Origin of the sequence: Flavobacterium panici (assembly GCF_024499525.1) — a bacterium.
In the GTDB taxonomy this organism is placed as follows: domain Bacteria; phylum Bacteroidota; class Bacteroidia; order Flavobacteriales; family Flavobacteriaceae; genus Flavobacterium; species Flavobacterium panici.
On record NZ_CP100437.1, the window covers coordinates 1,956,382 to 1,973,552 of the forward strand.

At 34.2% G+C, this 17,171-nt stretch carries 14 protein-coding genes; 13 read left to right on the plus strand and 1 reads right to left on the minus strand.

All coding sequences use genetic code 11. From position 1 onward, the window contains the following. Window positions 1-114: 114 nt before the first annotated feature. Complete coding sequence (locus NLJ00_RS08635; RefSeq protein WP_256636907.1) at window positions 115-624, plus strand: DUF4920 domain-containing protein; 510 nt, start codon at window positions 115-117, stop codon at window positions 622-624. Window positions 625-735: 111 nt separating this feature from the next. On the opposite strand, the gene NLJ00_RS08640 is transcribed toward NLJ00_RS08635, so the two are convergent. Next, a complete protein-coding gene (locus NLJ00_RS08640) occupies window positions 736-1,125 on the minus strand; it encodes an SPOR domain-containing protein (protein WP_053474389.1) in 390 nt (129 codons plus the stop codon). Window positions 1,126-1,344: 219 nt separating this feature from the next. On the opposite strand from NLJ00_RS08640, the gene NLJ00_RS08645 reads away from it, so the two are divergent. The 12 genes from NLJ00_RS08645 to queG all read left to right on the plus strand — a co-directional run bounded on the left by NLJ00_RS08645 (window position 1,345) and on the right by queG (window position 17,037). Beyond that, complete coding sequence (locus NLJ00_RS08645) at window positions 1,345-2,685, plus strand: c-type cytochrome (RefSeq protein ID WP_256636908.1); 1,341 nt, start codon at window positions 1,345-1,347, stop codon at window positions 2,683-2,685. A gap of 32 nt (window positions 2,686-2,717) precedes the next feature. Further along, complete coding sequence (locus tag NLJ00_RS08650) at window positions 2,718-5,777, plus strand: TAT-variant-translocated molybdopterin oxidoreductase (RefSeq protein ID WP_256636909.1); 3,060 nt, start codon at window positions 2,718-2,720, stop codon at window positions 5,775-5,777. Window positions 5,778-5,811: 34 nt separating this feature from the next. Beyond that, the gene (gene nrfD / locus NLJ00_RS08655) at window positions 5,812-7,212 is read left to right on the plus strand and encodes an NrfD/PsrC family molybdoenzyme membrane anchor subunit (RefSeq protein ID WP_053474386.1); all 1,401 of its coding nucleotides are present in this window, start codon (window positions 5,812-5,814) and stop codon (window positions 7,210-7,212) included. After that, window positions 7,205-7,729 carry a DUF3341 domain-containing protein gene (locus tag NLJ00_RS08660; RefSeq protein ID WP_025572651.1) on the plus strand — a complete coding sequence of 175 codons (525 nt, stop codon included), beginning with the start codon at window positions 7,205-7,207 and terminating at the stop codon, window positions 7,727-7,729. The genes nrfD and NLJ00_RS08660 overlap by 8 nt, the downstream gene beginning before the upstream one ends. A gap of 8 nt (window positions 7,730-7,737) precedes the next feature. Beyond that, window positions 7,738-8,283 (plus strand): c-type cytochrome, encoded by a 546-nt coding sequence (locus NLJ00_RS08665; protein ID WP_073483094.1) that lies wholly within the window; start codon window positions 7,738-7,740, stop codon window positions 8,281-8,283. Between the two features lie 27 nt (window positions 8,284-8,310). Continuing rightward, entirely contained in the window at window positions 8,311-9,708 is a 1,398-nt protein-coding gene (locus NLJ00_RS08670; RefSeq protein ID WP_053474384.1) for a cation-translocating P-type ATPase, read from the plus strand. A 19-nt stretch (window positions 9,709-9,727) separates the two neighbouring features. Continuing rightward, complete coding sequence (locus NLJ00_RS08675; RefSeq protein ID WP_053474383.1) at window positions 9,728-10,921, plus strand: cytochrome c oxidase subunit II; 1,194 nt, start codon at window positions 9,728-9,730, stop codon at window positions 10,919-10,921. A 30-nt stretch (window positions 10,922-10,951) separates the two neighbouring features. After that, window positions 10,952-12,754 carry a cytochrome c oxidase subunit I gene (locus NLJ00_RS08680; protein ID WP_053474382.1) on the plus strand — a complete coding sequence of 601 codons (1,803 nt, stop codon included), beginning with the start codon at window positions 10,952-10,954 and terminating at the stop codon, window positions 12,752-12,754. A 106-nt stretch (window positions 12,755-12,860) separates the two neighbouring features. After that, the gene (gene ruvB / locus NLJ00_RS08685) at window positions 12,861-13,883 is read left to right on the plus strand and encodes a Holliday junction branch migration DNA helicase RuvB (RefSeq protein WP_053474381.1); all 1,023 of its coding nucleotides are present in this window, start codon (window positions 12,861-12,863) and stop codon (window positions 13,881-13,883) included. A 9-nt stretch (window positions 13,884-13,892) separates the two neighbouring features. Then, on the plus strand, window positions 13,893-14,705 hold the full coding sequence (locus NLJ00_RS08690; RefSeq protein WP_256636910.1) for an alpha/beta hydrolase: 813 nt from the start codon (window positions 13,893-13,895) through the stop codon (window positions 14,703-14,705). Between the two features lie 62 nt (window positions 14,706-14,767). Then, window positions 14,768-16,114 (plus strand): cytochrome P450, encoded by a 1,347-nt coding sequence (locus NLJ00_RS08695; protein ID WP_256636911.1) that lies wholly within the window; start codon window positions 14,768-14,770, stop codon window positions 16,112-16,114. Continuing rightward, window positions 16,111-17,037, plus strand: coding sequence for a tRNA epoxyqueuosine(34) reductase QueG (queG, locus tag NLJ00_RS08700; RefSeq protein ID WP_256636912.1), 927 nt, complete (start codon window positions 16,111-16,113; stop codon window positions 17,035-17,037). The genes NLJ00_RS08695 and queG overlap by 4 nt, the downstream gene beginning before the upstream one ends. The last annotated feature ends 134 nt before the right edge of the window (window positions 17,038-17,171 follow it).

Sequence of the window (17,171 nt, forward strand, 5' to 3'; positions counted from 1 at the left end):
GACTTTTTTTATGGGCTCAATTTATATTTGTCTACTTTGATATAGTTTATAAATATTTTAGCCAACTCAAATTTTAATATTATTTTTGGGAGAATCAATTTAATACTATATAATATGAAACCAATAATATATTCATTAGTTTTGTTTTTATGTTTTTCTACTTTGTCTTTTTGTCAGGAAGCTGTAGAAAAACCTGCTCCGCCAGCGGGTAATGCACTAATTGGAGATTTCTATGGTGCTGATGTTTCTGATGTTTCAATTGACAAAGCAATTTCTGTTGAAAAGCTTGAAAGCAAATTAAAGGATACAAAAAAAGAAGAAGGGATTGCTGTGAAAGGTGAGGTGACTAATGTTTGTGAAAAAAGGGGATGCTGGATAACTCTTAAGATGGAAGATGGATCATCTTTCTTTGTAAAAATGAAAGATTATGCGTTTTTTGTTCCAACAGCTCTAAAAGGTAAAAAAGTAGTTTTAGAAGGTAACGCAGAGCGCAAAGTTACATCTGTAGACGAGTTGAAGCATTATGCAAAAGATGCTAAAAAGTCAAAAGCTGAGATAGATGCTATTACTGCGCCAAAAGAAGAAATTAGATTTTTAGCAGATGGAATAAAAGTGGTGAACTAAATTTTGATTTATAGTTGAATCTGCAAAAGTTGAAGAGTTTAAAGACGTTTAGGTTTATAAAAAGAAAAAGCGAGATAATTATCTCGCTTTTTCTTTTTATTTAGTTTTTAATTATTTACCAGGCTTAAGTAAAAAGACGCTTTTGTACTTTTTTCTAATGTCAATTAAATTCCTTTCGGCTTCTATTCTTGATTTAAAATTTCCAACAATAACCTTGTAATTCGGAGTGTTAAAAATTATGGTGCCGTCAATATTTGTATATTCTCTTTTGAAGTCTGACAAAGTCTTTTTTGCATCTTCGCTTTTGCCGCTAAAAATTTGAATTCGATAAGAATCGTTTGTACTTATTGATGTGTTAAATTTACGTTTGTCGTTCAATAATTGCTCAAATTTTGGGTCTTGATTCAGTGTTAAATTTTGGCTTTGAGCATGAATATTATATGCTAATGTCAACATTGTGAATGTTAAGAAAACGTTTTTTGAAGAGGTTAAAATTCTCATAATGTGATGGTTTTTATGCAAAAATACTATTTAAAGTTTGTATGTAAAATTTTAATATTATTTAGAATTGATATAAATTGATATTTAAGACTATTTTAAGGTTTTGAGAATAGTTCATAAGTCGTATTTTTGTGCAAGTTTTAAAAGAAGGTATTAGTTTTTGTCTGATTTATTACAGAAAAAATCATACCAAAAATTAGTAGATAATTATTATACTATATGAAAAAGGTGGGTAACCATAATTCGATCTCCAGAAAATTATTACTTAGTTTATCGCTAACGTTAATTTTCTCCCTAACTTCATTTGCTCAAGATCCGGCTGCAGCTCCTGCGGCGACTGAAGCTGCTGCAGCTCCTGCTGCTGCATCTGGTGGTGGTGATCCGGTAAAAGGGAAAGAACTTTTTAATGCAAATTGCGCTGCATGTCACAAATTAGATGCTAAATCAACTGGTCCGGCTCTTAGAGGAGTTGCTGCTAAACATGAAATGGCTTGGATTTACAAGTGGGTTCATAATAGCTCTGAAGTAATTAAGTCAGGTGACCCTGTTGCTGTAAAGCTTTTTGAAGAGAATAACAAGTCTGTAATGACTTCTTTTCCTCAGTTATCTGAAGCTGATATTGATAATATTATCGCTTACACTTCTGAAGAAAAACCTGTTGCTGATCCTACTAAAACGGTGAGTGCAGGGCCTCCGGGAACTCAAGTTGAAGGCGGTGGAATTTCTAACAATATTATTTTAGGAGCTCTTGCTTTAGTAATGGCTATTTTAGTTGTTATGTTGTTCATGGTGAACAAAGTATTAACTAAAGTTGCAAGTAATAATGGAATTGTAGTTGGGCCTAAAGAAGCTAGAACTCCAATTTGGAAAGCATTTGCTAAAAACCAATTTTTAGTATTAGTTACTTCTATATTCTTGCTTTTAGCTAGTGGATATTTTGTATATGGTTACTTGATGCAGGTTGGTGTTGATCAGAATTATGAGCCAATTCAGCCAATTCACTATTCTCACAAAATTCACGCTGGAGATAACGAGATCAATTGTAAATATTGTCACTCTGCTGCACGTGTGAGTAAAACTGCAGGTATTCCTTCTTTAAATGTTTGTATGAACTGTCATAAAAATATTTCTGAAGTTGCAGAAACTACTGCTACTGCTGAATACAGCAAAGCATTTTACGATGCTCAGATTCAAAAATTATACGATGCTGTTGGATGGGATAAGACTAAACAAGCTTATACTGGAAAAACACAGCCTGTAAAATGGGTTCGTATTCACAATCTTCCTGATTTTGTTTACTTCAACCACTCACAACACGTTTCTGTTGCAGGAGTTGAATGTCAAACTTGTCACGGTCCAGTACAGGAATTTGAAATCATGAAGCAATACTCTAAATTAACAATGGGATGGTGTGTTGATTGCCATAGAAAAACTGATGTTAAGATGGAAGGAAATGCATATTATGATAAAATTCATGCTGAACTTTCTAAAAAATACGGTGTAGAGAAATTAACTGCAGCGCAAATGGGAGGTTTAGAATGCGGTAAATGCCACTATTAATCGAATTATTAAGATTTTAATATTTATATACAATGTCATCAAACAAAAAATACTGGAAAAGTGTTGAAGAACTAGAAAATAGTTCTATTGTTGAGGCGCTTAGAAATAACGAATTTGTTGAAGAGATTCCTACGGATGAATTCTTAGGAAATGCAGATGCTTTAGCTTCATCTGGAACTTCACGTCGTGACTTTTTAAAGTACGTAGGATTTAGTACTGCGGCAGTTACACTTGCTGCTTGTGAAGGTCCTGTGCACAAGTCTATCCCTTATGTATTACAACCAGAGCAAATCATTCCTGGTGTTGCAGATTATTATGCAACTACTGTTTTTGATGGTTTTGATTTTGCTAACCTTTTGGTAAAAACTCGTGAGGGTCGTCCAATTAAAATTGAAAACAATACTATTTCTGGAGCTAAGTTTTCAGCTAATGCAAGAGTTCATGCATCTATCTTAGGATTATATGATAGTATGCGTTTGAAAGCTCCTAAATTAGATGGAAAAGCTAGCAGCTGGTCAGCAGTTGATTTAAAAATTAAATCAAGTTTGGCAGATGCGAAAGCAAAAGGAGGTCAGGTAGTATTATTAACTAATACTTTAGCAAGTCCATCTACTGAGAAATTAATAGGTGAGTTTATTGCTAAAAACCCAAATGCAAAGCATGTTGTTTATGATGCCGTTTCTTCTTCTGATGCATTAGATGCATTCGAAACTGTATATGGAGAGAGAGCTTTGGTTGATTATGATTTTTCAAAAGCTTCATTAATTGTATCTGTTGGTGCTGATTTCTTAGGAGACTGGCAAGGTGGTGGATACGATGCTGGATATGCAAAAGGACGTATTCCTCAAAACGGAAAAATGTCCCGTCATTTTCAGTTTGAATCAAATATGACTTTATCTGGAGCTGCTGCTGATAAGCGTGTGCCAATGAGTACAGCTGATCAAAAACAAGCTTTGGTTCAAATTTATAATATTGTTGTTGGTGCTTCTGTTCCGGTTACTTTAGATGAAAAATTTAAAGCAGAAGTTGTAAAAGCTGCTCAGCAATTAAAAGCATCTGGTACAAAAGGAATTTTAGTATCAGGAATTGAAGATAAAAATGCACAATTATTAGTTTTAGCTATCAATCAGGCATTGGCTAGTGAAGCTTTTAATACTGCTGGAACTAGACAAATTAGAAAAGGTTCTAATGCTGTTGTAGCACAGTTAATTAAAGATTTGAATGCAGGAAGTGTTCATACTTTAATTATGAGTGGTGTTAACCCGGTTTACACTTTAGCTGATTCAGCTTCTTTCGTGTCTGGATTGAAAAAAGTAAAAACTTCAGTTACATTTTCTTTAAAAGAAGATGAAACTGCTGCAATATCTACAATTGCTGCTCCTGCACCTCATTATTTAGAATCTTGGGGAGATGTAGTAATTACAAAAGGAACTTATAGTTTAACTCAGCCTACAATTCGTCCAATCTTTGATACAAAACAATTTCAGGATGTTTTATTATCAGTGAATGGAACACCTGGGACTTTCTATGATTATGTAAAAGCTAATTCTGCAGCAATCATTACTGGTTCTTCTTGGAATAAAGTTTTACATGATGGTGTTTTTGTAATTGGCTCTACTGCTTTAGCTGGTGGTTCATTTGATTTCGCTGGTGCTGCAAGTGCACTTTCAAAATCAAAATCTGCTGGAGACTTTGAATTAGTATTATATACTAAAACAGGTATGGGTGATGGACAACATGCAAACAACCCTTGGTTACAAGAGTTCCCAGATCCAATTACCAGAGTTTCTTGGGATAACTACGTTACAGTTTCAAATGCAGACGCTAAGAAATTAGGATTGTCAAATGAAATTGTTGCAAACGGAGGTTTAAATGGTAGTTATGCTACTATTACTATAGCTGATGGTTCTAAATTAGAAAATGTTCCGGTAATTGTTCAGCCAGGACAAGCTGTTGGAACAGTTGGTTTAGCTGTAGGTTACGGTCGTAAAGCGGCTTTAAAAGAAGAAATGCAAGTAGGTTTAAATGCTTACGCTTTATATAAAAATTTCAATAGTGTTCAGTCTGTTTCTATTGCTAAGGCAAATGGAGAGCATGAGTTTGCTTGTGTTCAAGGTCAGAAAACATTAATGGGTAGAGGTGATATCATTAAAGAAACTACTCTAGACGTATTTAATAAAGAAAATGCTGAACATTGGAACCCACAGCCAATGGTATCTTTAGATCACCAGGAAGTAAAAGCTACTACTGTTGATTTATGGGAATCATTTGATCGTTCTACTGGACATCATTTTAACCTTTCAATTGACTTAAATGCTTGTACAGGATGTGGAGCATGTGTTATTGCTTGTCATGCTGAAAACAACGTACCAGTTGTTGGTAAAGCAGAGGTAAGAAGAAGCCGTGATATGCACTGGTTACGTATTGACAGATATTATTCTTCTGAAAGTACTTTTGAAGGTGATAACGAAAGAAAAGAAAAAATTGCTGGTTTATCTAGTTCATTATCTACATTTAATGAAATGGAAAAACCTGGAGATAACCCACAAGTGGCATTCCAGCCTGTAATGTGTCAACACTGTAATCATGCACCATGTGAAACAGTTTGTCCGGTTGCTGCAACTTCTCACGGTCGTCAAGGTCAAAACCACATGGCATACAACAGATGTGTTGGTACTCGTTACTGTGCTAATAACTGTCCATATAAAGTTCGTCGTTTCAACTGGTTCTTGTACAACAAAAACAGTGAATTCGATTATCACATGAATGATGATTTAGGTCGTATGGTATTAAACCCAGACGTAAACGTTCGTTCTCGTGGAGTTATGGAAAAATGTTCATTCTGTATCCAAAGCACTCAGGCTGTTATCCTTGAAGCTAAACGTCAAGGTAGAGTAGTAGCTAAAGACGAGTTCAACAATGCTTGTGCATGTTCTGCAGCTTGTTCTTCTGGTGCGATGGTATTTGGAGATGTAAATGATAAAGAAAGCGAAGTTGCTAAATTAGCAGAAAGCGAAAGAATGTATCATTTATTAGAGCATGTTGGTACAAAACCAAATGTTTTCTACCACGTAAAAGTTAGAAACACTTAGTAAAATTATTAATTAAGAAACAATATAAAGGATTATGTCGTCTCACTACGAAGCACCCATTAGAAAACCTTTAGTTATAGGTGATAAATCATATCATGATGTAACTGTAGATGTGGCAGCGCCTGTTGAAGGACCTGCAAATAAACAATGGTGGATTGTATTTTCAATCGCATTAACAGCCTTCCTTTGGGGGTTAGGCTGTATAATTTACACCGTATCTACCGGAATTGGAACATGGGGATTAAATAAAACAGTTGGTTGGGCTTGGGATATTACTAACTTCGTTTGGTGGGTTGGTATTGGTCACGCTGGAACTTTGATTTCAGCGGTATTATTACTTTTCCGTCAACGTTGGAGAATGGCTATTAACCGTTCTGCAGAAGCAATGACTATCTTCTCAGTAGTTCAAGCAGGTTTATTTCCAATTATTCACATGGGACGTCCATGGTTAGCATACTGGGTTTTACCTATTCCAAATCAATTTGGATCTTTATGGGTAAACTTTAATTCACCATTGCTTTGGGACGTATTCGCAATCTCAACGTATCTTTCAGTATCATTAGTTTTCTGGTGGACTGGTTTATTACCTGACTTTGCAATGCTTCGTGATAGAGCTATAACTCCATTTAATAAAAGAGTTTATTCTATCCTAAGTTTTGGATGGAGTGGAAGAGCTAAAGACTGGCAGCGTTTTGAAGAAGTATCTTTAGTATTAGCTGGTTTAGCTACCCCTCTTGTACTTTCTGTACACACGATTGTATCTATGGACTTTGCTACTTCTGTAATTCCGGGATGGCATACAACAATTTTCCCTCCATACTTCGTTGCTGGAGCGGTATTCTCAGGATTTGCAATGGTAAATACATTGTTGATCGTTATGAGAAAAGTTTCTAACCTTGAAGCATACATTACATTACAACATATCGAGTTAATGAACATCATTATCATGATTACAGGTTCGATTGTAGGTGTTGCTTACATCACTGAGTTATTCGTAGCTTGGTATTCAGGTGTAGAATATGAGCAATATGCATTCTTAAACAGAGCTACCGGACCTTACTGGTGGGCATATTGGTCGATGATGACTTGTAACGTTTTCTCTCCACAATTTATGTGGTTCAAAAAATTAAGAACAAGTATCATGTTTTCATTTATTATTTCGATCGTTGTAAACATCGGAATGTGGTTTGAAAGATTCGTAATTATTGTTACTTCTTTACATAGAGATTACCTTCCATCTTCTTGGACAATGTTCTCACCAACATTTGTTGATATTGGAATTTTCATTGGAACAATTGGTTTCTTCTTTGTATTGTTTTTATTATACTCTAGAACATTCCCTGTAATTGCTCAGGCAGAGGTAAAAACAATTTTGAAAGGAACAGGAGATAATTACATTAGAGAAAGAGCAAATAAAGATTCACATCATGAGTAATAAAGTAATATACGCCATTTATAATGACGATGATATTTTGATGGATGCAGTAAAGAAAACCAGAGCTGCTCATCATCATATTGAAGAGGTTTTTACTCCATTCCCAGTTCACGGATTGGATAAAGCCATGGGTTTAGCACCAACAAGATTAGCAATTTGTGCTTTCCTATATGGATGTGTTGGTATTTCTGTTGCAACAACAATGATGAGTTATATTATGATTCATGACTGGCCGCAGGATATTGGTGGAAAACCAAGTTTTAGTTTCATTCAGAATATGCCTTCTTTTGTGCCAATTATGTTTGAGATGACTGTATTTTTTGCTGCGCACTTAATGGTAATTACTTTTTATATGAGAAGTAGATTGTGGCCATTTAAGCAAGCTGAGAATCCTGATGTAAGAACAACAGATGACCATTTCTTAATGGAAGTTGCTGTAAACGATAACGAAGCAGAACTTGTTTCTTTTTTCGAAGGTACAGGAGCTGTTGAAGTTAAAGTAATTGAAAAGAATTAATTGTAGCTATGAAAAGGATATATAAAATAACACTTTTAGTTGGTATAACTATTTTAGTTTCATCTTGCCACAATAATTCGGCACCAAACTATCAGTATTTCCCAAATATGTATGAATCTGTGGCATATGAGCCATATACAGAGGCAAAAATATTTAAAGGAGACAAAGAAGGACAACTTCCTGTAGAAGGAACTATTAATAGAGGTTTCGAACCTTATGAATATGAAAATTCGACTGCAGGTTATGAATTGGCAAAAGCTAATTTAAAATCTCCTTTGACTGAAGAAGAAAGAAATTCTGGAAAAGGTAAAGAACTTTTCGAAATTTATTGTATCAGCTGCCATGGTGCTGCTGGTAACGGTAAAGGTAAATTGGTTGAAAGAGAAAAATTTCTTGGAGTACCTAGCTATAAAGACAGAGATATTACTGAAGGAAGTATATTTCACGTTGAAACTTATGGTTTAAATGCAATGGGTTCACACGCAAATCAATTAAGTGCCCACGAACGTTGGTTAGTTGCTGACTATGTTCTAAAACTAAAAAGCCAATTATAATTGTTGAACAAACTGATCGTAATAGATATGTATACATTTTCAAGTAAATTAAAAACTTTTTCTATCATCTTAATGGTTCTTGGACTATTAGGAATTGGGTATGGTTTTTTAAGTGCGCCTAAAGATATTCAAGAAGTTGAAAAAATACTAGCTGCTGAGGCTCATGGAGAACATGGTGCTGCACATGCGGAATCTGCAGAGGTTTCTCATAAAGAAGCAGGACATCATGAAGCTGCCGCTGAAGCTTCACACGAAGAACACAAAGGTGGAGAGCACGCAAAAGTTGGCGCTGCTGATGAACACACAGAACATTTAAATCACGTATTGCACCAATTGCAAAACAAGCCTTGGTCTGCATTATATGTAGCTTGTATTTTCTTTTTACTGCTTTCTATGGGGGTTTTAGCTTTTTACGCTATTCAACAAGTTGCTCAGGCAGGTTGGTCTCCGGTTTTATTTAGAGTAATGCAAGGTATTACAGCTTATTTGCCTGCTGGTTCTATCATCTTTTTTATAATCTTAGTTTTATGCGGATTACATTTCAATCATATTTTTGTATGGTTAGGTGAGCATGTTACAGATCCTACTCATGCTGATTATGATGAAATAATTGCGGGTAAATCTGGATATTTAAACTTTCCATTTTGGATTGTTAGAGCTTTTATCTTTTTACTAGGATGGAATTTATACCGTCATTTTTCTAGAAAAAACTGTTTAGCTCAAGACGAAGCTAATGATGATCTTTACTACAAAAAGAACTTTAAGTTATCTGCAGGATTCTTAGTTTTCTTTATTGTTTCTGAGTCAATTATGTCTTGGGACTGGATTATGTCATTTGATCCTCACTGGTTCAGTACTTTGTTTGGATGGTATGTTTTTGCTTCTTTCTTTGTAAGTGGAATTACTTCAATAGCTTTAGTTACAATATATTTAAAATCTAAAGGATATTTAGAATACGTAAATACAAGTCACATTCACGATTTAGCTAAATTTATGTTTGGTATTAGTGTTTTCTGGACTTACTTATGGTTTTCTCAATTCATGTTGATCTGGTATGCTAACATTCCAGAGGAGGTAACTTATTTTGTAACAAGAATTCAATTGTATAACCTGCCTTTCTTTGGTGCAGTTGTTATGAATTTTGTTTTCCCATTATTAATATTAATCAATACTGACTTTAAACGTCTTAGCTGGGTTATTGTTATGGCGGGTGTTGTAATATTATTAGGTCATTATGTTGATTTCTTTAATATGATTATGCCTGGTACAGTTGGAGACAAATGGTTTATTGGAGTTCCTGAAATTGCGTCTATTCTTTTCTTCTTAGGTCTATTTATATTTGTTGTATTTACTGCATTAACTAAGTCACCTTTGCTTGCAAAAAGAAATCCTTTCATCGAAGAAAGTAAACATTTTCATTATTAATATTTAAAGAAGTAAACAGATGACAAGTTTGTTGGTAATTATAGTTTTAGTTTTATTAGCAGTTGCACTATGGCAATTGACCAAGATATTTGATCTTACTCAAGTAGGATCTTCTTCGGACGATTCTCAAGTTGCATCAGATAATGATAATAACATTCAGGGATATATTATGTTTGGCTTTTTGGCATTCATTTATATATTTACTATTTATGGTTTACTAAAATGGGGTAATTTGGCACTTCATACTCCTGCTTCTGAGCATGGAATTTTAGTAGATAGTTTAATGAATATTACTTGGGTTTTAATCTTTACAGTACAGGTTATTACACAAGGTTTACTATATTGGTTTTCTTTTAAAAATAGAGGGCATAAAGATAGAAAAGCATTATTTTTTGCAGATAGTAATAAATTAGAAGCAATCTGGAGTATTATTCCATCTGTAGTTTTAGCATGTTTAATTCTTTACGGATTGTATGCTTGGAATAACATTATGTTTGTTGATAAAGATGAAGATGTAGTTGAAATTGAATTATACGCTCAGCAATTTAAATGGACTGCGAGATATGCAGGAAATGATAATGTTTTAGGAAAAGCTAACGTACGTTTAATTGAAGGAATCAACACATTAGGAGTTGATATGTCAGATCCTAATTCTCAAGATGATATTGTAGTTACTGAATTACATATTCCTAAAGGTAAAAAAGTACATTTCAAAATGCGTTCTCAAGACGTTTTACACTCAGCTTACATGCCTCACTTTAGAGCGCAGATGAACTGTGTACCTGGAATGGTTACTGAATTTGCTTTTGTTCCTACTTACACTACTGCAGAGTACAGAGAATTGCCATTTATGATTGAAAAAGTGGCAAATATCAATAAACTTAGAGCTGAAAAAAGTGTTGAGTTGGTTGCAAAAGGAGGAACAGCTTTAGATCCTTATACATTTGATTATTTATTATTATGTAATAAAATCTGTGGAGCTTCACACTATAACATGCAAATGAAAGTTGTTGTTGATACTCCTGAAGATTATAAAAAATGGTTAAGTGAAAAAACAACTTTAGCTCAGGATATTAAAGCGGCAGCTGCTGCTGAAAAACCAGCTGAGGGAGTTGAAGGAACTGCTGTAGATACTGCTGCTAAAGTAAAAGATACTGTAAAAGCAGTTATCGATACTGTTAAAGCTGCGGTAGCTAAAGTAGCTATGAAATAATATTATTAAGAAAATTTAAAGTACACATATATGTCAGCAGAAGCGCACGGTCACGATCACGGACACGATCACGAGCACGAACATCATCATAAAGACACGTTCATTACTAAATATATTTTTAGTATTGATCACAAAATGATTGCTAAACAATACTTGATTACTGGTATTGTTATGGGAGTAATTGGTATTGCAATGTCCTTGCTTTTCAGAATGCAATTAGCGTGGCCAGAAGAGTCTTTTAAAATATTCAATGTTTTATTAGGAGATAAATTTGCACCTGACGGTGTTATGGCAAATGATATTTATCTGGCTTTAGTTACAATTCACGGTACCATCATGGTATTCTTTGTACTTACGGCTGGTTTGAGTGGAACTTTTAGTAACTTACTTATTCCACTTCAAATTGGAGCGCGAGATATGGCTTCTGGATTTATGAATATGATTTCATACTGGTTGTTTTTTATATCTGCTGTAGTAATGTTAAGTTCTTTATTTGTTGAAGCTGGACCAGCTTCTGCAGGTTGGACAATTTATCCTCCATTAAGTGCTTTACCACAAGCAATTCCAGGATCTGGAGCAGGTATGACTTTATGGTTAGTTTCAATGGCTATCTTTATTGCATCTTCATTAATGGGATCATTAAACTACATTGTAACTGTTATCAACTTGAGAACTAAAGGAATGTCTATGACTAGACTTCCACTTACAATCTGGACATTTTTCGTAACAGCTATTATTGGTGTTATTTCATTCCCAGTATTATTATCTGCTGCTTTATTATTGATTTTTGATAGAAGTTTTGGTACTTCATTCTTCTTATCTGATATCTATATAGCAGGAGAGGTTTTACACTACCAAGGAGGTTCTCCAGTATTGTTTGAGCACTTATTCTGGTTCTTAGGTCACCCTGAGGTTTATATCGTAATCTTACCAGCGATGGGTCTTGTTTCTGAAATTATGGCTACGAACTCTCGTAAACCAATCTTCGGATACAGAGCGATGATTATGTCAGTTCTTGCAATTGCATTCTTATCAACTATTGTTTGGGGTCACCACATGTTTATCTCTGGTATGAATCCTTTCTTAGGATCTGTATTTACTTTTACAACCTTATTGATTGCAATTCCATCTGCTGTAAAAGCGTTCAACTGGATTACAACTTTATGGAAAGGTAACTTACAATTTAACCCTGCAATGTTATTCTCTATCGGAATGGTTTCTACTTTCATCACTGGAGGTTTAACTGGAATCATTTTAGGAGATAGTACTTTAGATATTAACGTTCACGATACTTACTTCGTAATTGCTCACTTTCACTTAGTAATGGGTATCTCTGCACTTTACGGAATGTTTGCTGGTATTTACCACTGGTTCCCTAAAATGTACGGAAGAATGTTAAATAAAAACTTAGGTTATATTCACTTTTGGGTAACAGCAGTTTGTGCTTATGGAGTTTTCTTCCCAATGCACTTTATTGGATTAGCAGGTTTACCAAGACGTTACTATACAAATACTAATTTCCCATTATTTGATGATTTACAAAATGTTAATGTTTTAATTACAACATTTGCTCTTGTAGGTGGAGCGTTCCAGTTAGTATTCTTATACAACTTCTTTAGCAGTATTTTCTACGGTAAGAAAGCAGTTCAAAACCCATGGAAATCTACAACTTTAGAGTGGACAACTCCAGTTGAACATATTCACGGAAACTGGCCAGGAGAAATTCCTCATGTATACCGTTGGCCGTATGACTATAGTAACCCAAATCACGATGTAGATTTTGTTCCTCAAAATGTACCGATGAAAGAAGGTGAAGAAGTTTTACACCACTAAAAATAATCAAAGGCTGTCAGAAATGATAGCCTTTTTTGTATAGTTAAAGTTTTAATCGTTCAGATTTACTGTTTTACAAACTGATTAGTTTCTATATCTTTGTAGAATGAATGAAAACCTAGATCCTACTACAAAAGGATATAACCCAGAAGAATTAGATCTTGAAAAAAGATTGCGTCCACTGTCATTTGATGATTTTGCCGGTCAGGACCAGGTTTTAGAGAACTTAAAAGTTTTTGTCGCAGCTGCAAATCAGCGCGGTGAGGCACTTGATCATGCTTTGTTTCACGGACCTCCAGGACTTGGTAAAACAACTTTGGCTAATATTCTAGCAAATGAGCTGGAAGTGGGAATCAAAATTACTTCGGGGCCTGTTCTGGATAAACCAGGAGATTTAGCCGGTTTATTGACTAATCTTGATGAAAGAGATGTTTTATTTATAGACGAGATTCATCGTTTGAGTCCTATTGTGGAAGAATACTTATATTCTGCAATGGAAGATTTCAAAATTGATATCATGATTGAATCTGGTCCAAATGCAAGAACGGTTCAAATCAATTTAAATCCTTTCACCTTAATTGGTGCAACTACCCGTTCCGGATTATTGACAGCTCCTATGAGAGCTCGTTTTGGGATTTCATCACGTTTGCAATATTATTCTACAGAACTTTTAACCACTATTGTGGAGAGAAGTGCCGGTATATTAAAAATGCCAATTGATCTTGAAGCAGCTATTGAAATAGCTGGCCGCAGCCGTGGAACACCTCGTATTGCAAATGCTTTATTACGAAGAGTTCGTGATTTTGCACAGATAAAAGGTAATGGGACTATTGATCTTGAAATTGCCAGATATGCACTAAAAGCATTGAATGTAGATGCTCACGGACTTGACGAAATGGATAACAAGATATTACTAACCATTATCAATAAATTTAAAGGAGGGCCTGTTGGACTTTCGACTTTGGCTACCGCAGTATCTGAAAGCAGTGAAACTATTGAGGAAGTTTACGAACCTTTTTTAATTCAGGAAGGATTCATTATGCGTACTCCGCGAGGTCGTGAAGTTACAGAGAAAGCGTATAAACATTTAGGAAAGGTAAATACAAATATTCAAGGCGGATTATTTTAAAGACATATCATGAAACATCTCGTTTTATTTTTATTATTTACATATTGTAGTTCTTTTGGTCAGACTAAATATTTTCCGCGTCTTGTTTATGGAAAATCGTCGCAGCAAGTTTTAGATCTATACATCCCGAATGAAGATCTAAAAGATGTACCTGTTGTTATACTTCTTCATGGAGGAGCCTGGTCAATGGGCGGACTTGAGTATACGAGTAAACATGCTCAGGATATTTGTAATAAAGGATTTGTTGTTGCGAATGTCGATTATCGTTATGTAAGTGACAATATTTCGGGTAAAGATTTACTAGCAGATATCGATGCAGCTGTTGCTTACGTTTCAGAAGCCTCTAATAAATATGGCTATAGAAAGAAAGGTTATCATATTGTTGGAATTAGTGCTGGTGCTCATTTAGCACTATTATATGGTTATACTAAAAAGAACATGAAATCTATAGCAGCACTTTGTGCACCATCAAGATTAGATTCTTCTGAAGCCGTCGATTTTATGAGAAAGAATGGTCATCTGGATATTATCGAAAAACTGGCAGGAACTAAAATTGAAACCAGAGCTAATCCTGCATTAATTAAGATAAGTCCTTTTAATAATATTTCGAATATACCAACATTGCTGATCCATGGTGATGCAGATAATTTGGTTAATGTCAGCCAATCTCAAAATCTTTACGATGAATTAAAAAGGAAAGGTGTAGAGACGAAATTGATAATTAGAGAAGGTAAAGGTCATGATGTTGGAATGAATACACCTGAAACTGAAATTCAGAATATTAATGATATTACAGAATGGATTATACAGCACAATAAATAAATTTGATTATCAAGAAATATAAAGATCAATATTCAAGGTGAATTATTTTAATTCTATTCAAAATGTCTGAAAATATAAAATATATTTACCCTAATAAATTATCGATACTCAGATTTTTTAAAGATGCTGAAGGTGTTCGTAGAAATCCGATCCCTTTCCATAAAAGATATTTTGAGAGATTCGGTGATTCTTTTTCTATTAGAATTGGTTTATCAAAGTATATAATCTTGTCAAGAGATAATGAAATTGCACAGCATATTTTAGTTAAAAACCAGAAGAACTATCATAAGTCTAAATTTCAATCTGTATATCTTTCTAAGTATTTAGGAAAAGGGCTTTTAACCAGCGACGGCGATTTTTGGCTGAAACAAAGACGCCTTATTCAACCGGCTTTTCATAAACAAAAGATGAATCAGCTGGTAGATAATATGAACAAAACTATTAGTGCAGAATTAGATAATTTAGTAGAAGATAAAGCGATTGATCTTTTTCCTGTAATGAGTAATTTGGCATTTAATGTCGTTGCTAAATCTTTATTTCAACTTTCAACTGCCGAAAATAAATTTCACCGAATCAAATTTATAATTGAAGAAGTTCAAAATTTTCTAATAAAAGAAATTAGACTTCCGCATAAAGCGTGGTGGTTTTCATTAAGTGGTCAGGTAAAGAAACATCTCATGCTGGCTGAAGAGAATAATAAAATTATTCAGGAAATAATTGAAGAAAGAAAAGCTTCAAAAGAAGAAATAAATGATTTATTAAACATGCTTTTGGAAACCAGATATGAAGATACTGGTGAAAGTATGTCTATTGAGCAATTGGTTGATGAAATTAAGGTTTTGTTTATTGCAGGACATGAAACAACTGCAAATGCTTTAACATTTACGCTTCATCTTTTAGGCAGAAATCCAGAAGTACAGCAAAAAATATTTGATGAGATCATTGAGATTGAGTCGCAAACTGAAAACGTTATTGAACAGCTTCAAAAAATGACATATACCAATGCCGTTTTGAACGAATCTATGCGATTATATCCGCCAGCCTGGATTACAGACAGGCAAAATATTGAGGATGATTCTCTGGCTCAATTCAAAATTAAAAAGGGTACATTAATTGGAGTTTCTTTTTACGAATTGCATCGAAATCCTAAATATTGGAATAATCCGGATGAATTTATTCCCGAAAGATTTCTTGGGGAACAAAAAAAGGAATCCACGCAATATTTTTATCCATTTGGTGCCGGACCAAGAATGTGTATTGGAACCGGATTTGCCATTTACGAAATGTGCTTAACGATATCTCAAATTGTTAAAAAATATGTCATTCAATCTAATAATGATGTAATTCAATTTAACCCGCTAATTACTTTAAAACCTGTTAACGTCGAAGTTTCATTTTCTAAAAGATGAGTATCAATTCAAAAGAAACATATTCAAAATTTATAAAAGAGGAGGCCAAAAGGTTAGGGTTTATTTCTTGTGGTATATCTAAAGCAGGCTTTTTGGAACAAGAAGCCCCTCGGCTTGAGAAATGGTTAAATAACAATCATAATGGCCAAATGGCTTATATGGAGAACCATTTTGATAAACGCCTGAATCCAACTTTATTGGTTGATGATGGTAAAAGTGTGGTTTCTCTATTGTTGAATTATTTCCCATCGGAATCTCAAAATGATAATAGTTTTAAGATTTCAAAATATGCCTATGGTCAGGATTATCACTTCGTTATAAAAGAAAAATTAAAAGAACTTCTTCATTCAATTCAAGAGAATATAGGCGAAGTTTCGGGTCGTGCTTTTGTTGATTCTGCTCCGGTTTTAGATAAAGCCTGGGCGGCAAAAAGCGGCTTAGGCTGGATTGGAAAAAACAGTAATTTAATAACTCAAAAGGTAGGTTCTTTTTACTTCATAGCAGAACTTATCCTTGATCTTGATTTAGAATATGACCATGCCGTTACAGACCATTGTGGTTCTTGTACTGCGTGTATAGATGCTTGTCCTACGCAGGCAATTCTTGCACCCTATATTGTAGATGGAAGCAAGTGCATTTCTTATTATACTATTGAACTAAAAGAAAATATCCCAAATGATATGCAGGGAAAATTTGATGATTGGATGTTTGGCTGTGATACCTGCCAGGATGTTTGTCCATGGAATCGATTTTCAAAGCCGCATTCTGAACCTCTTTTTAATCCAAATCCGGATTTAATTTCTTTCTCTAAAAAAGATTGGGCAGAAATAACTGAAGAAACTTTCCAAAAAGTTTTTAAAAATTCACCTATTAAGAGAACAAAATTTGATGGACTTAAGCGAAATATTAAATTTCTTGAGTAAAGTCTAAATAGGAATATTTCAATACAATTTTCTCCGTTTTTTTATTTTACAGAATTAATTGTAACTAGTTGATAATTAGATTTTTGATCTTTTTGTAATCGATTTAATTTTTTTGCCTTTGTAGGATAATGTTG

Coding starts and splice junctions, on each gene's coding strand:
- NLJ00_RS08670 (WP_053474384.1), top strand. CDS start 8,311: ATGTATACATTTTCAAGTAAATTAAAAACTTTTTCTATCATCTTAATG.
- NLJ00_RS08680 (WP_053474382.1), top strand. CDS start 10,952: ATGTCAGCAGAAGCGCACGGTCACGATCACGGACACGATCACGAGCAC.
- NLJ00_RS08695 (WP_256636911.1), top strand. CDS start 14,768: ATGTCTGAAAATATAAAATATATTTACCCTAATAAATTATCGATACTC.
- NLJ00_RS08645 (WP_256636908.1), top strand. CDS start 1,345: ATGAAAAAGGTGGGTAACCATAATTCGATCTCCAGAAAATTATTACTT.
- NLJ00_RS08690 (WP_256636910.1), top strand. CDS start 13,893: ATGAAACATCTCGTTTTATTTTTATTATTTACATATTGTAGTTCTTTT.
- NLJ00_RS08675 (WP_053474383.1), top strand. CDS start 9,728: ATGACAAGTTTGTTGGTAATTATAGTTTTAGTTTTATTAGCAGTTGCA.
- NLJ00_RS08650 (WP_256636909.1), top strand. CDS start 2,718: ATGTCATCAAACAAAAAATACTGGAAAAGTGTTGAAGAACTAGAAAAT.
- queG (WP_256636912.1), top strand. CDS start 16,111: ATGAGTATCAATTCAAAAGAAACATATTCAAAATTTATAAAAGAGGAG.
- ruvB (WP_053474381.1), top strand. CDS start 12,861: ATGAATGAAAACCTAGATCCTACTACAAAAGGATATAACCCAGAAGAA.
- nrfD (WP_053474386.1), top strand. CDS start 5,812: ATGTCGTCTCACTACGAAGCACCCATTAGAAAACCTTTAGTTATAGGT.
- NLJ00_RS08640 (WP_053474389.1), bottom strand. CDS start 1,125: ATGAGAATTTTAACCTCTTCAAAAAACGTTTTCTTAACATTCACAATG.
- NLJ00_RS08635 (WP_256636907.1), top strand. CDS start 115: ATGAAACCAATAATATATTCATTAGTTTTGTTTTTATGTTTTTCTACT.
- NLJ00_RS08665 (WP_073483094.1), top strand. CDS start 7,738: ATGAAAAGGATATATAAAATAACACTTTTAGTTGGTATAACTATTTTA.
- NLJ00_RS08660 (WP_025572651.1), top strand. CDS start 7,205: ATGAGTAATAAAGTAATATACGCCATTTATAATGACGATGATATTTTG.